The sequence below is a fragment of the Patiriisocius marinus genome (assembly GCF_008974325.1).
GTDB lineage: Bacteria > Bacteroidota > Bacteroidia > Flavobacteriales > Flavobacteriaceae > Patiriisocius > Patiriisocius marinus.
In genome coordinates this window covers 72740-87734 of the sequence record NZ_BKCG01000011.1, presented here as the reverse complement: position 1 = coordinate 87734, position 14995 = coordinate 72740, and the positions used below count along the sequence as shown (strand labels likewise).

The 14995-nt window shown below is 34.6% G+C and carries 10 protein-coding genes and 1 other RNA gene; 4 read left to right on the top strand and 7 right to left on the bottom strand.

Annotated elements, in window-relative coordinates; genetic code table 11:
* The coding region (locus tag GBH57_RS15045) for an FIDD domain-containing protein (RefSeq protein WP_507763220.1) at window positions 1-4285 on the bottom strand (4285 nt) is incomplete at its 3' end.
* A 134-nt stretch (window positions 4286-4419) separates the two neighbouring features.
* Window positions 4420-4998: a fasciclin domain-containing protein gene (locus GBH57_RS15040; RefSeq protein ID WP_161596108.1), complete on the bottom strand. Its 579-nt coding sequence runs from the start codon at window positions 4996-4998 to the stop codon at window positions 4420-4422.
* A 164-nt stretch (window positions 4999-5162) separates the two neighbouring features.
* On the opposite strand from GBH57_RS15040, the gene GBH57_RS15035 reads away from it, so the two are divergent.
* Complete coding sequence (locus GBH57_RS15035; RefSeq protein ID WP_151675323.1) at window positions 5163-5408, top strand: DUF2007 domain-containing protein; 246 nt, start codon at window positions 5163-5165, stop codon at window positions 5406-5408.
* Window positions 5409-5462: 54 nt separating this feature from the next.
* On the opposite strand, the gene GBH57_RS15030 is transcribed toward GBH57_RS15035, so the two are convergent.
* Window positions 5463-7091 (bottom strand): ABC-F family ATP-binding cassette domain-containing protein, encoded by a 1629-nt coding sequence (locus GBH57_RS15030; protein ID WP_151675327.1) that lies wholly within the window; start codon window positions 7089-7091, stop codon window positions 5463-5465.
* A 151-nt stretch (window positions 7092-7242) separates the two neighbouring features.
* On the opposite strand from GBH57_RS15030, the gene GBH57_RS15025 reads away from it, so the two are divergent.
* The gene (locus GBH57_RS15025) at window positions 7243-8643 is read left to right on the top strand and encodes a TlpA family protein disulfide reductase (protein ID WP_151675322.1); all 1401 of its coding nucleotides are present in this window, start codon (window positions 7243-7245) and stop codon (window positions 8641-8643) included.
* Between the two features lie 91 nt (window positions 8644-8734).
* On the opposite strand, the gene fsa is transcribed toward GBH57_RS15025, so the two are convergent.
* From fsa to ffs, 3 genes are all read right to left on the bottom strand, one after another.
* Window positions 8735-9388 (bottom strand): fructose-6-phosphate aldolase, encoded by a 654-nt coding sequence (gene fsa / locus GBH57_RS15020; protein WP_151675321.1) that lies wholly within the window; start codon window positions 9386-9388, stop codon window positions 8735-8737.
* Between the two features lie 127 nt (window positions 9389-9515).
* Entirely contained in the window at window positions 9516-10325 is an 810-nt protein-coding gene (locus GBH57_RS15015; RefSeq protein WP_151675320.1) for an SDR family oxidoreductase, read from the bottom strand.
* Window positions 10326-10470: 145 nt separating this feature from the next.
* Window positions 10471-10569: signal recognition particle sRNA small type (gene ffs / locus GBH57_RS15010), an RNA gene on the bottom strand.
* 85 nt (window positions 10570-10654) lie between these two features.
* On the opposite strand from ffs, the gene GBH57_RS15005 reads away from it, so the two are divergent.
* Together GBH57_RS15005 and GBH57_RS15000 are read left to right on the top strand one after the other, a co-directional pair.
* Window positions 10655-11707 (top strand): glutaminyl-peptide cyclotransferase, encoded by a 1053-nt coding sequence (locus tag GBH57_RS15005; protein ID WP_151675319.1) that lies wholly within the window; start codon window positions 10655-10657, stop codon window positions 11705-11707.
* 181 nt (window positions 11708-11888) lie between these two features.
* On the top strand, window positions 11889-13091 hold the full coding sequence (locus GBH57_RS15000; protein WP_151675318.1) for a carboxypeptidase-like regulatory domain-containing protein: 1203 nt from the start codon (window positions 11889-11891) through the stop codon (window positions 13089-13091).
* Window positions 13092-13181: 90 nt separating this feature from the next.
* Here the strand turns inward: GBH57_RS15000 and GBH57_RS14995 are convergent, their stop codons facing one another.
* Window positions 13182-14786, bottom strand: a complete 1605-nt coding sequence (locus GBH57_RS14995) for a phage tail-like protein (RefSeq protein WP_151675317.1) — start codon at window positions 14784-14786, stop codon at window positions 13182-13184.
* Window positions 14787-14995: the final 209 nt, after the last annotated feature.

The following is a 14995-nucleotide window of genomic DNA, read 5'->3' as shown; positions in this document are numbered from 1 at the left end:
GATCTCCTAACTCCGCAGCTGCTGCTGTTTCATAGTAACCTAATCCATAATTCTCACCATCTAATATCTGTGCAGCTCTTATTGTTAAATCGAAAATTTCTTCGCCATCACCATCAATATCACAGAGCGCTATTGGGTCTGGTTGTTCTGGTGTTGGGTTTGGAAGTACTCGTAGCGTTAATGTCACTGTAGTGTCTGCACATAAGCTGTTTCCATCAGTTACACGTACAAATAACACTTGTGGGTTTGACGTGTTCTCATAAGCCGTTGCTGGGTTGATGGCATTGACATTGTCTTCTGCATCAACTAGCGTTTCAAAATACTGAACGCCAACTCCTGGTGCCGCTCCTGTGATAAGATCGTCTTGTGTTGTTAAATCGAATGTTGTCACTCCGTCGTTTGGCGCTCCTAGGTCATCACACATATTAAATGGATCCGGCTGGATAACCACTGGCCCTGGAACGGCTTCAATCATAAAACTAGCAATCTTGTAACACTGCGTATCTCCGTCTTCTAAGCGTACCCAAATCTCTTGTGGGTTCACCGTATTAGTAAACATTGTTGGTGTTGCAATCGCTGGTGTTCCTGCTTCAGTATTTAACAAACTAGTGTAGTAGCTAATAGTAAAATCAGCAGGGTCTTGGGTTCCGTAGATTACTGTTTCGTTTTCTGTTAAATCGAATATCTCTATGCCATCCATCTCTGGGTCACAGGCTAGAATATCATCTAAGTCTACTGGAATTTCTGGGGTTGGATTCACTATTAATTCTAATTCAACTACTCGGTAACACCCTGTCGCAGGTGCAGGCGCTGGGCCGACAAACGTAGCTCTAGCGTAAATAATCTGACCACCTGATACAATGTTACTATAAGGACTTGTTAATGCAAAGGTGCCATTCTCAGCATCTAGTGCTGTTTCGTGGTAGGTAATACCTACACCTGGCTCTCCACCTATAATCTCAATATCCTTATCGGTTAAAGTAAAGTCTGTAAAACCATCGTTATCAATATCACATTCCTCTAACGGTGTTGGTGTTACGGGGGATGGTAATGGATTGACAATAAGGTCTAGGGTGATAGATCCATCATCGATAATACAGCTACTGTTGACATCGGCTGCGCGTATGTAAATTGTCTGTACGGATGGTGTGATGTTTTGGTAAGCATTCGCTGGGTTGATCGCTCCTGTGTTGGCTTGCATATCTGCAAGGGTTTCAAAGAAACTGATCTGGATCCCGGTATCTCCTGCTGTGATTTCTGCAATCTTACTTGTTAAATCGAATATCTCTACACCATCATCTGGCCCTAGTATGTCTGTCTCATCACATAGCTCTAGTGGCGTTGGTGCTACTAGTGCTGGTGGGATTTCAACACGTAAGGTTACTGTTGTTTCACTTTCACAGTCATTGTTGACATCACGTACTGTAATGTAAATATCTTGTGGGTTTACCGTATTGATAAATGCTGTTGGGTTTGCGATAGGCGCTGTCATTGCCATATCTGTAAAATAGGTCACTACGTATGGTCCACCTGTTAGACCCATCAACATTTGTGGCTCTACATCGGTAAGATTAAATGTTGCCATTCCATCGCCATCATCGTCACAAATCACTAGATCGTCCGGATCCATAATCTGTGGGCTTTCTTCTACTAATAAATGAACGGTTGTTGTATTGTAACAGCCTGTTGCTAGATCGGTTAATCGAATATAGATTATTTGATCAAATGGCACTTCATTATCATATGGACTGGCTAATGGTAATACATTATTTATAGCATCGGCTAAAGTAACGTGGTAGCTTACTTGGTAGTTCCCCGCTGGGTCTCCACTTACTACTTGCTCATCTGCATCTGTTAAAATAAAACTTCCGAAGCCATCATTGTCCTCATCACAGTAAATCAAATCGTCTGGAGTTACTATTGTTGGACGTGGTATTACCACTAACTGACTCATAAAGACACCATAGCATCCCGTTGCACTGTTCTCTACGCGTACCCAAACATCTTCTGGATTGGTAGTGTTCGTGTAATTTGATGGATACGGTAAAAAGGCGTTTTCTGCATTTACTTGTGTTTCGTAATAACTTACCGTAAGTCCAGGAGTTCCATTGGTAATGGTAAATGTATTACTGTCTAAATCAAATTCTGTAATACCATCAGCAATCTCATCATCACAGGCGGTGATTTCTGGAATTGGATTGAAAACAGGTGTTTGACCTAGTATTAAATTGAAACTCGCTACAGTGCTACATAATGGTGTTCCCGTAATATCTCCGCCTTCATAGTTTACCGCTCTAACCCAAACTATAGCATTGCTACTTACATAGGCATTATCTGGCGTAATTGGCGCTAGTCCTGCTGCTGCATCGGCTTGGCTCTCGTGATAAGTTAAGGTAACATCTACTAACGTGTTTAAAATTTCAGCATTCTTACTTGTTAAATCAAAGGTCTCTAATCCGTCGCCGTCTAAATCACATAAAAAATAATCGCTGATTGGATCTGTGATCGCAGGGCTGTCGTTTACTTGTAGTTCTAGTGGGACGATGTTAAAACAGTCCATCGTGTTGATATTATCTACTCTCGCATAGATTATTTGGAAACCGATTGCTGTATTTACAAAGGCTGTTGATGGAGTTATTGGAAAAGCTCCTGCTTGAGCCCCTGTAAGAGTTGTGAAATATGTTACAGAAAAATCTGTATCGCCACCGGTGATCTCAGCATCTTTTGTTGTCAAATCAAAAGTTGTGAAACCATCATTTGGAACTTCGTCACAAAGGCTATATTTAGAAGGAATAATAGCGGGAGGTAGTGATTGAAAAGTAACTTCTACTTCACCTGTTACAAAACAAACAAATTGGGAGGCATCCAATCTATAAGTTCCGGAAACTGTTGGGTTATAAAATGGAGATGTTTCACCTATGATTGCTACTCCATTCAAAAACCACTGATAGGTGAAATTGCCTCCTAAATCCTGTCCTAAGGTAACCATCTCATTAGCACAAACCGATACATCTGGACCAATGTCTAATGCTTGCTCAGCTAATTCTACAACTAAATCAAAGGAATTATTATCTTCAGTATTTTCATTAACTATACCTGTATTGGTACCCGTTCCATCATCATCCACAATAGCTGTTAATGTAAAAGCAGTAGGTACACTTCCAGGAGGAAAATTTAAAGTTATCGTACCACTTTCTGATCCTCCAATAGGAATTATTCCTGCCGTAACAGTCTGGCCAACTAATACTCCATCTGCATAAAAAGCAATAGGGGTAGCTATTGGTAACTCCGCGGTACTATCAAGGTTAAACACCGTAAAATTTACATCAATGTCATTGTTGTCACAGAGTACGCCGATGTTGTCTATGATGATTGTTGCGTCGGGTAATTCAGAATTAACAACAGTCACAATATTATTGACAAATAATCCATCGAATTCCGTAGACATTTGAATATCAATTGAAGTATCACCTGGAGAAACAAATGCATCAATAGAAAAGAAATCAAGATCCATATTATAAAGCTGATTATTACCATCGAATGTATTAGTTCCATTGAAAGCATTACCGATTGGATTTAGAGTATTAATTAATTCAAAATTATTAACTCTTATTATTTCTGAAGTCTGAACGTTATTACTTTTATCGCCTTCCCAAGATAAAAAGCCAATTTTGGCTGAATCTGTACTACCAAGATTAATATTATTTAATGTTATATTGATATTTGGTATATCAAAATCTAAAATATCAAATCCATCAAAAATCGAAACCTGATTCTGTGTTAAACTTAAATCTTGATAAACCACAAGAACAGACCAACCCCCAAATTTTGTAACTTCCCCATTATTTTCAGGAAGGCCTAAATCTAAATCAGAAAAGGTATAGGTTCCGTTTCCAAATGTTTGAATAATATTAGTGACATCAGCAAAACCTCCAAAAGCTATTGGGTATCCTGGCGCCACAAAAGCATCGAAAGTTCTAGTAGCATCCACATTTACTCCATTTAACTTAACAGAAAAGTCTTCATTAGGTCCTGCTCCTCCCCAATATAGATAAGCTCGCACCAAGGTTTGTCCTGGAGATAAATTTAAATTTGCACTACTTTCGTCTAGGATATTAAAAAAACCTTGACCTTCATTATTCCCAAATGGATTTAGCGTATTACCAAAAGCTGTAAAGTCTAATTGCCCATTAAATTGTTCAAAAAGTGTTATAGGAACTCCTGTTTGTGAAAAAGAAATAAATGATAATAAACTAAAAAGCAAATAAAAGTAACATCTTTTCATATGGAGAGATTTTAATTACAAATTACAAAATAATTGGTTAGTTCAATTTCATAAAGCTAGTATTAAACGAAAAAACACCCCTGTTTCATAAAACAAGAGTGTTTTTAATTTTATCAAAAAAATTTAAAATAAAATTATTCTTTTTTAGTAGGTGCAGCAACTCCATCAATTATATGAAAGAAACCATTTTTATGATAAAAATTAGTTTCAAGTATTTGTGCTTTATTTCCGTATTGATCATTTATAAAGACCTCTCCTCTTTTATTCGCTATCGCAGTTAATTTAGTTCCTGCTAATGTTTTTAACTGTGCTCTTCCGTTATTTTGCTCAATTGCTTTTTTAAGGCTAGCTAAATCCATTCTCCCTGGTACTGTATGCATTTTTAAAAACTGAGACTGTAAATCTGTATCAAGCATAAAAGCTTCGTTTTCATCATCAGACAACTTAGAAAAACTAGTATCTAATGGCGCAAAAATTGTTACCATTTCCTCACTTTCAATAACATTTCGCAATTGTTCATTCTCTAATATTTCAGAAAGTACTGAAAAAGAATCACTACTATTTACATTTTGTGTGAATGTTTTGGTTGACGAGAAGGATTCACCCTCAAAACTTTTTGAGGTATTTACTGCTTCAACATTAGTATATTTTTGAGCCGAAACATTCAAAACAAATAAGAATAGCGCTACTGAAAGTAAGTTTTTTAAAGACATAATGTTTTTATTATTCATGTAAATGTACAAATACAAACTATGTACCACAACGTAGTTTTTGAATCATTAGTTTACTACAACCATATTAATGTTGATTTATGAATATATTTTTCTAAGTATCTTTACTAAAAACAGCTAATTAATACAGCGCGAAAATACTTACTATGGACAACACAAAAAAGACTACAAGAATATACACAGGCCCTGCTATGATTGCTAATGGGCTTATTGCAAGATTAAACGAAGTGAACATTCAACCCATTATTAAGGACGATCATCAAAGTGGAATAACAGGAGGTTTTGCAATGGGAATTCCTAACCAAGTAAGACTGTTTATTAGACAAGAGGAACTTGAGGCTTCTAAAGATATTATTGACGCCTACCTCAAAGAAGTTGATGAAGTTGAATAAAAAAAGCCCCAACTACAAACAAGTTGGGGCTTTTTATTTAAATATATTAGATTGTTAGCTTACTGCCACGTTGTACATTTTTGAACGCTGTTCCTTAATTTTAGGATCACTCATATATTCATCGAAACTCATATAACGATCAATAATTCCACTAGGAGTTAATTCTACTACTCTGTTACTAACTGTTTGAGCAAACTCGTGATCGTGAGTTGTAAACATTACAGTTCCTTTAAAGTTTTTTAGTGAATTATTAAATGCTGTAATTGATTCTAGATCCAAGTGATTTGTAGGCTCATCAAGCATTAAAACGTTAGCTCTCATCATCATCATACGGCTTAACATACAACGCACTTTTTCTCCTCCAGAAAGTACATTACATTTTTTAAGTGCTTCTTCTCCACTAAAAATCATCTTTCCAAGAAATCCCCTAATATGAACCTCTTCTCTTTCTTCTTCTGTTTTTGCCCACTGGCGTAACCAATCTACAAGATTCATATCACTTTCAAAAAAATGATGATTGTCTAATGGCAAGTAACTTTGGTTAGTTGTAACACCCCATTGAAACTCTCCACTATCAGCTTCCATATTCCCATTTACAATCTCGTAAAAAGCGCTTGTAGCTCTAGAATCTCTTGAAAAAACAACTACTTTATCGCCTTTTGCTAAATTTAAATTGATGTTTTTAAACAACACTTCTCCTTCAATAGATGCTGAAAGGTTCTCCACATTTAAAATTTGGTCTCCAGCTTCACGCTCGCGCTCAAATATAATTGCAGGATAACGACGACTCGATGGCTTAATACTTGATACATCAAGCTTATCGATCATTTTCTTTCTACTTGTAGCTTGCTTAGATTTGGCAACATTAGCAGAAAAACGACGAATAAATTCTTCTAATTCTTTCTTTTTGTCTTCCGCTTTTTTATTTTGTTGAGCTCTTTGTCGTGCTGCCAATTGGCTACTCTCATACCAGAAAGTATAATTCCCACTAAAATGATTTATTTTCCCAAAGTCAATATCACTAATATGCGTACATACTGCATCTAAAAAGTGTCTATCGTGAGATACCACAATTACACAAGCATCATAGTTAGCTAAAAAGTTTTCAAGCCACGAGATTGTTTCATAATCCAAGTCGTTTGTAGGCTCATCCATAATCAACACATCAGGATTTCCAAATAAAGCTTGAGCTAGCAACACACGTACTTTTAATTTACCGTCAATTTCCGACATAGGTGTATGATGCAAACTCTCTTCAATACCTAAATTAGATAGCATTGCAGCAGCATTACTGTCTGCATTCCACCCATCCATTTCTTCAAAAACGACTTGTAGTTCACCTATTTTTTCAGCATTCTCATCTGTATAATCTGCATACAGTGCATCTATTTGAGATTTTATTGAGAACAAATCTTTATTTCCACGAACTACTGTTTCTAAAACTGGATATTCGTCATAAGCGTTATGATTCTGTTCTAAAACTGACATACGTTTACCCGCCTCTAAATGAACGTGACCAGAAGTTGGGTCCATTTTTCCTGCAATAATCTTTAAAAAAGTTGATTTACCGGCACCGTTTGCACCAATAATACCATAACAATTCCCCGAAACGAATTGCGTATTTACCTCATCAAAGAGAATTCTTTTACCAAATTGTACTGATAGATTTGAAACTGAAAGCATAGCTACTTTTAAGTGTTTAAAATTTCTGCAAAAATAGCTATATTCGACGTATGTATGAAACATTAACGTTTTTAAAATTTGTTTTAACGAAGGCTTAACAAAATCTACTTTTCAAGTGCCCTATTTTTGACGTTACAAAGCCCCATAGAATTTGACTAAAAAATTACTCCTCCTATTTATTTCAATCACCTTCTTAGTTTCCTGTGAAAAAACAGAAAACAAAGGGAATGTTACTGTGTTAAGTGGACAGATTGTAAACCCAAAAAGTAAATATGTTCTTCTTGAGCATACTGGTAATATAAGCGACACTATTTATTTAGATGAACGTGGTTTCTTCACTCATTCATTTAATCAAAAAGAAGAAGGCCTTTTTAGAATTAGACACGGAGAACTACAATACATTTATTTAAATCCTGGCGATAGCATTGTTTTTAGAGTCAATACCCTTGAGTTTGACGAGTCATTAGCATTTAGCGGAAAAGGTGCTGAAAAGAATAACTTTTTGATAGATCAGTTTCTGAAAAACGAAACTTTCAACACCAATCTTCCAGAAGAATACAAATTAGAGCCTGCAGAATTTGAAAAACTAATCAAAAACCATCAAGCCGTAAATAATAAAAAACTTAACCGCTTTTACAAAAGCTCCAAATCTAGTGATGGGTTTTGGACAATTGCTAAAGCTAATATTGATTATAATTATTATTCTCAAAAAGAATTATACACTACAAATCATAACTTTAATTATGATGAAGCTGAGCAAAACTATCCGAAAGACTTTTACGATTATCGATCTAAGATAAACTGTGATGCAACAGCTTTTAAAAATTACTACGCATATTTTAGCTTCCTAAATAGATACTTTGACAATGTCGCTTTTGACATTTACAAAAAAGAAGCCTCTTTCGACCGTAATAGCTTTGTCCATAACAAAACAAAACTAAAGCTTATCGATTCAGTCATTAAAAATGAAGAATTAAAAAATCAAATTCTCTCATCTACCGTTAGACGTTATCTGATAAATGCAGATGAAATAGAAGATGAAACCAAAATGATCGAACTTTTCAACACACTCGATCTTAAAACCGAAGATCAAAAAAGAATTAAGGAATACGCAGAAAGAACTTCAAAAATAAACGCTGGAAACAAAGCCCCAGATTTAATGTTAGTCAATGTAGACAATGAATCTATTTTATTATCTGACATCACTACACAACTTACAGTACTTTACTTTTGGTCAAGCAATAATATTAAACACGTTAAATTAATACACTCTCGTGTAGCCGAACTTAAAAGCAAATTTCCTGAATATCAATTTATAGGAATTAACACAGACAATAATTTTAAAACTTGGAAAAAAATTGTCACAAATTCTGGCTATAACCATAAAAATGAATACCAATTTGACAATGCTAAAAAGGCTACTTCCGATTTATTAATAAACACTTTAAACAAAGCAATCATACTTGATAAAAAAGGGGTCATCCTTGAAGGAAACTCTTACATTTTTAATCAAAATTTCGAATCTAAGTTGCTTGGTTTAATTAATAAGTAAACAATCTATTATTTCAAACAGCAAATGCCCAAAACAATTAATTGTTTTGGGCATTTAACTTTTAAAGTAAGTTGATTAAAAAACTTTGCTTTTAGTTTCCTTTATTATAGTCTGCTAAAAATTTAGCCAATCCTATATCAGTTAATGGATGTTTAAGCAATCCTTCAATCGATGATAATGGTCCCGTCATAACATCTGCACCTAATTTAGCACATTCAATAACGTGCATAGTGTGCCTTACTGATGCTGCAAGAATTTCAGTTTCAAAACCGTAATTATCATAGATAAGTCTAATTTCTTCAATTAACCCTAATCCATCAGTTGATATATCATCAAGCCTTCCTATAAAAGGTGACACATAACTAGCTCCTGCTTTAGCAGCTAACAATGCTTGTCCTGAAGAAAAAACCAATGTACAATTAGTCCTAATCCCTCTATCACTAAAATATTTTATAGCTTTAATACCATCTTTAATCATTGGAATTTTAACCACAATTTGATCGTGTAATTCAGCTAAAGCTTCTCCCTCTTTAATCATTCCTTCAACATCTGTAGAAATTACCTCAGCACTAACATCACCATCAACAATATTGCAAATGGCCACGTAATGTTTCATTATATTATCGTGTCCTGTAATTCCTTCTTTAGCCATAAGCGAAGGATTTGTAGTAACTCCATCTAAAACCCCTAAAGATTGGGCTTCTTTAATTTGTTCAAGGTTTGCTGTATCAATAAAAAATTTCATAGACGTTGTATATTATTGTTTTAGTAAAAATAGTAAAATAATGATTGAAGATAACTAATTGCTAATCTTCAAATAAAAAATATCACTAGAAGTATTTCTGAAATATTAATTGTTTGAAACCTATGCGTTATTTCAGATTATAGTGACTCATTATTAATGACTCATACATTTTAGATGGAAGCACTTTTTTAAGTACTATTGAAAATTTCTGCATAAAAGCTCCTACCCTATATCTCACTTTAGGCGATGGATTTTCAATAATAGAAAATACCGCTTTAGCCATTTCAGTTGGATTCATTCCTCCATCAACATGTTCATCCATCATTTTCAATGTATCCTTATATTGATCGTGATAAGGTGAATCTTTTAATAGTGGTGAATGATATCTTCCTGCGGCAATATTAGTTGCAAAATCACCAGGGGCGATATTACTCATATTAATATTAAACTGATGAAGTTCCATTCGGTAAGCCTCGGTTGTTATCTCTAAAGCAGCCTTTGTGGCTGAATAAATACCTCGATATGGAAGCCCCATATAACCAGCAATAGAAGTTACATTAACAATATGACCACTTTTTTGAGCTCTCATTGTTGGTAGCACTGCGTTCGTTATTTCAATGGGCCCATACAAGTTGGTACTAAATGCCTTTCGGATTTCCTCCATTGGTGTTTCCTCAATGGCACCTGTAATCCCTACACCAGCATTGTTTATCAAAACATCAATACGATTTTCAATTTTTAAAATTTCAGAAATACAATTCTTTATGCTTTCAGAATTTGTTACGTCTAGCGCTACAAGTGTAAATGGCAGTGCTTTTGTTACGTTTTGAGGATTTCGGCTAGTGCCATAAACTTTGTATCCTTTTTCGGTTAGGAATTCGCCTATTGCTTTTCCTATTCCTGAGGATCCACCTGTGATGAGTACAACTTTAGTCATGTAATAATTTATGTTGCAAAGATGAAAGTATCACACTAGATATACAACTTTAATATCATTGTAATACTAGTGAGTAGATGCGTAATTGAAGTAATATTAAAAAATTGTGCCCGACGCTCAAATAAAATTGAGAATCGGGCACAAAAAATGGCAAGCTACCTACATCACACCGCTACGACCATTTACCCTTGCTGCGTTCCCGCCCTGGGGGATTCCACAGGAGCTGGTTGTGTAGGACTTGCCGCTGCAAAGATACGCTTATTTGGTTTTTCTACAATATTTTTTGGAATCATTTATAATAAATATCTTGCACAAAAAAAGATCTTACTATGAAACACGCTAAGGTACTAATTATGTTATTTTTAGGTCTAACAATTGCTTCCTGCGGGGACGATGTAAAAAACCCAAATGACCTATTTTCTATTGAAATTGAAGGAAATAAAAAAGGATATCCTAATACTGAAACATTAAATGTAACCTTAAAAAGCAAAAAAGGAGCAGCAATTGAAAGTGTAACTTACTCGCTTGGCGATACAAAAAAAGATGTTACAGGGAATGCAACTGCTACATTTGATCTTTCGAAACAAAAAATAGGAGAGAAAAATCTTTCGGCTATAATTGTAAGCGACGGTGAAACTTTTTCAATAAACAAAACGGTTTCTGTACTTTCATCTCTTAAGCCAAAACTTTATTCATACGAGATATTAGAAACGTATCCTCACGACATAACAGCTTATTCTCAAGGACTAGAATTTAATGGTGATGATCTATATGAGAGTACTGGACAATATGGCTCATCTTCAATTAGAAAAGTTGCTTTAGAAACTGGCGAAACACTTATTGAAAAACCTTTAGAAAAGCAATTTTTTGGTGAAGGACTTACAATTCTTGGAGACAAAGTATACCAACTCACTTGGAAAGAAGGACAAGGTTTTATCTACAACCTAAATGATCTTGAAAAAACCGGAACGTTTAAATATAATGAAAGCACTGAAGGCTGGGGTCTTGCAAATGATGGTTCTAAAATTTTTAAAAGTGATGGTTCACAAAAAATCTGGACACTTAATGCTGAAACGCTTGCCGAAGAATCGTTTATTGAAATCTACACAAATACAAGTAAAATAAAAGCCGTAAACGAACTTGAATTTGTAGAAGGTTTTATCTATGCTAACATCTACCAAAAAGATGCAATAGCAATTGTAAATCCAGATAACGGAGCTGTTCATGGGGTTATTAATATGAAAGGCTTAAAAGAAAAAGTTACACAACATCCTAAACTTGACGTATTAAACGGTATCGCTTACAAAGGAGAAAAAAACATATTATATGTTACGGGTAAAAACTGGGACAAGCTTTTTAAAATCAAAATAAGCGAGAAATAAAGGAATAATCTTCAGACAACAATACATAAACAATTATCGAAACTGGCGTCTTTTATAAGGCGCCTTTTTTTTAATGCCTAATAACCTACGGCACTTCCCTCACTCAAACTCCCCGTTCACTCAATTAGTATTTTTTAAAATCTATTAACAAAGCATCTTTGGGATAACAAAACCATCAAAGATGAAAAAAGCAATACACATTAGCATTCCAGAGCCTTGCCACGAAGATTGGGCTAAAATGACACCTACACAAAAAGGAAGACATTGCGCAAGTTGTGAAAAAGAAGTAACAGACTTTACACAAAAAACAGATGAGGAACTTGTCAAACTACTATCTAACAGTGGAAATAGTTGTGGAAGATTTAAAGAGTCTCAAATAAATCGTGAAGTTAAATTAGAACGCAAATCCTCACAAGCATTTGCCCCTTTCGCGGCTTCTTTATTGATTCCATTATCTTTAATGAGCAGCTTAACTACTAAGGCATCATCCACAGATAATAAAAATGAAAAAACTTACAAATCAATTGGCATTGGCCGAATGAGTGAGAAAATCAAAACTCAAGTAACAACCACTGGTGTTATATTAGACAGAAACAGAAAAGCGCTAAACAATGTTATCGTTTACGTAAAAGAGACAGGAAATACCGTTTATAGCAATAATAATGGTGAGTTTTCAATTACTAGTCTTAGCGAACAAACGATTGTTTTCGAAAAAGAAGGTTTTTCCACTGAGACATACACAACCATTTCAAGAAGTCAAAAAATATCAATTAAACTTTTAGACAATCAAATAATTGAACCACACACATTAGGCGAGCCAATGGTTATGGGAGGAATTAGAACCCCAGAATCTATTAAAACTGAAGAAGAAGTTGAAATTAAAAATACCGAAAACAAACCATTAATTTCAAATATAAAACTTGTAAAAGGAACTATTACTGACTCTTCTGGACTTCCATTACCTGGAGTTAATATCATTATCAAAGGAACTACCATTGGAACACAATCTGACTTTGACGGAAATTACACGATTGGAGCATCTAGAGGAAAAACTTTAGTATATAGCTATGTAGGTTTTGACAGAGAAGAAAGAGATATTAATGAACAAACATCCAACATTAGTTTAACATTAGCCGACGGCCTTACAGGAGAAATGGTGATTACTACCGGAGGATATAACATTTCAGAATCAAAAAGAATGGTTACAAAACCAGATTTCTATGCTAATGAAGAAGAAGTTGCTATCAGAAAAAAACGTTACAAAAATGTAATTGCCTTCCTCAAATTGAAAATAGAACGAAAGAAAGAAGCTAGACAACTAAAGAGAGCTAAACGCAAAGTGGCTAGAATATTAGCAAGAGAGAAACGTAACACCAGAGAATAAACTCTTATTTTCGAATTTTAAAAATACACCAATAAGAAAAAAGGCTAAAGAGTATAAATTCTTTAGCCTTTAATTATTTTTAAAATATACTTATAGTTTAATCCTCAATTCTCCTGTAGCCGTTTTATACATATCTCCAGGCGACAATGTACTTGCTGCAGCATCATTTGCAAAAGTTTGCAAACCGCTAAAATTTATACTTGTAGCCTTTATTGTTCCATTTACCTCTAGCTTTTCACTAGGGTTTGCAACACCTATACCTACATTATTAGTTGATAAATCACCATAAATAGTATTCCCTATATTAAGTTCGTTTGAAGCACTTGTAGCGCTAGTATCAGCACCTGTACCAATAACTATGTTGTTACTTCCTGTAGAGTTCTCTAGCATAGCCTCTCTACCAATTGCTATATTATCACTACCTGAGATATTTTTAAATAATGCTCTATATCCATGACCTATATTAAAACTTCCTGTAGAATTTCGATTCATAACCTGCTCTCCTACTGCCACATTTCTTTCACCTGTTGTATTAGCTCCAATAGCACCTAAACCTAATGCGATATTATCATTTCCTTGGTTACTTGTAGAATTCATTGCTTGTTTCCCTAAAACTATATTTCGCTCTCCTGAATTACCAACTAATGCCTCATATCCAATTGCAATATTATCATCTCCAAAAACATTTGTTTGCAAAGCACTTACTCCAATAGCAATGTTATTATTAGAAGTATTATTTACCCTTAATGCATCACCACCTATTGAAATATTATTATTTCCAGAAGAATTTCTTAAAGATTCTCTACCTATTGCAATATTATCAGCACCTACATTAACAAATGAAGCTCTATAACCAACAGCCACATTATTATCTCCAGTATTATCTCTTAATGATTGATAGCCATTTGCAACATTATTAGCACTAACACCTCTATTTAGAACTAATGACTCCAGACCTGTTGCCGTATTTGAGCTACCGCTAGAATTTTCTCCAAGCGCTCTAATACCCACCGCAGTATTATTTGTCCCAATTGAATTTAGCTCAAGAGAACTAAGCCCTATAGCAGTATTACTACTACCTGAAACATTAAAAAACAAAGCCTTAAAACCTACTGCAGTATTAGTGTTACCACTAACATTATTTTTTAAGGAGTGATGCCCAATTGCTGTATTATTAGCTCCAATACTATTTTCTGATAATGATTCATAACCTATAGCTGTATTTGAATCCCCATTTGTATTATCACTTAAGGATCTAAAACCTATACCTACATTTTGATTATCAGTTCCATCATCACCATCTCCAGCATCAATACCTAAAAATACAGAAGAACCATCCTCTGAACCGTCAACATCACTTTTTCCATCGAGCAAATCGTTAATTTTTTCAACATACGTTGCTCCACCAAATGGAACCCAAGTTAATGTTGGGAAATCCCAATAATAAAACCCCTTTGAAGTTACCCCATCGCCAGTTAAAAAAACTAGCATACCATCTTGTAAAATAGTAGGGTTAGTTGATGGGAAATTATCAAACTTTGGAATTAACAATCCTTCATTATTTGAAGGCGTTGTAAGACTTGATGATTTAATGTCCAATGTAGCATTTGGAGAGTCAGTATTTATACCAACCTGAGCCATAGAAAAAGTGCCCACTAGTAGCAGTGATATAAAAATATACTTTCTTGTTTTCATAATAAAATTAGTAGATTCTACGCGGGGAGTTGTAATGACTATTAAGCAAAATTATAGCTAACATAGTGAACTGAGGTAGAAAAAAAACCTTATTAGATAACTTGCATTAAAAACTCTATAAAGAGCAATAAAACCACCAATAATGAAGTAAAAACAAAGCCTATTACAGCTACATTTTAGTAAAAACCAAATAAAAGACTAATTAAAAT

What these genes read in the sequence shown, in the direction of transcription:
- GBH57_RS15040 (WP_161596108.1), bottom strand. Translation starts at nt 4,998, where the DNA reads ATGTCTTTAAAAAACTTACTTTCAGTAGCGCTATTCTTATTTGTTTTG.
- GBH57_RS15035 (WP_151675323.1), top strand. Translation starts at nt 5,163, where the DNA reads ATGGACAACACAAAAAAGACTACAAGAATATACACAGGCCCTGCTATG.
- GBH57_RS15030 (WP_151675327.1), bottom strand. Translation starts at nt 7,091, where the DNA reads ATGCTTTCAGTTTCAAATCTATCAGTACAATTTGGTAAAAGAATTCTC.
- fsa (WP_151675321.1), bottom strand. Translation starts at nt 9,388, where the DNA reads ATGAAATTTTTTATTGATACAGCAAACCTTGAACAAATTAAAGAAGCC.
- GBH57_RS15015 (WP_151675320.1), bottom strand. Translation starts at nt 10,325, where the DNA reads ATGACTAAAGTTGTACTCATCACAGGTGGATCCTCAGGAATAGGAAAA.
- GBH57_RS15005 (WP_151675319.1), top strand. Translation starts at nt 10,655, where the DNA reads ATGAAACACGCTAAGGTACTAATTATGTTATTTTTAGGTCTAACAATT.
- GBH57_RS15000 (WP_151675318.1), top strand. Translation starts at nt 11,889, where the DNA reads ATGAAAAAAGCAATACACATTAGCATTCCAGAGCCTTGCCACGAAGAT.
- GBH57_RS14995 (WP_151675317.1), bottom strand. Translation starts at nt 14,786, where the DNA reads ATGAAAACAAGAAAGTATATTTTTATATCACTGCTACTAGTGGGCACT.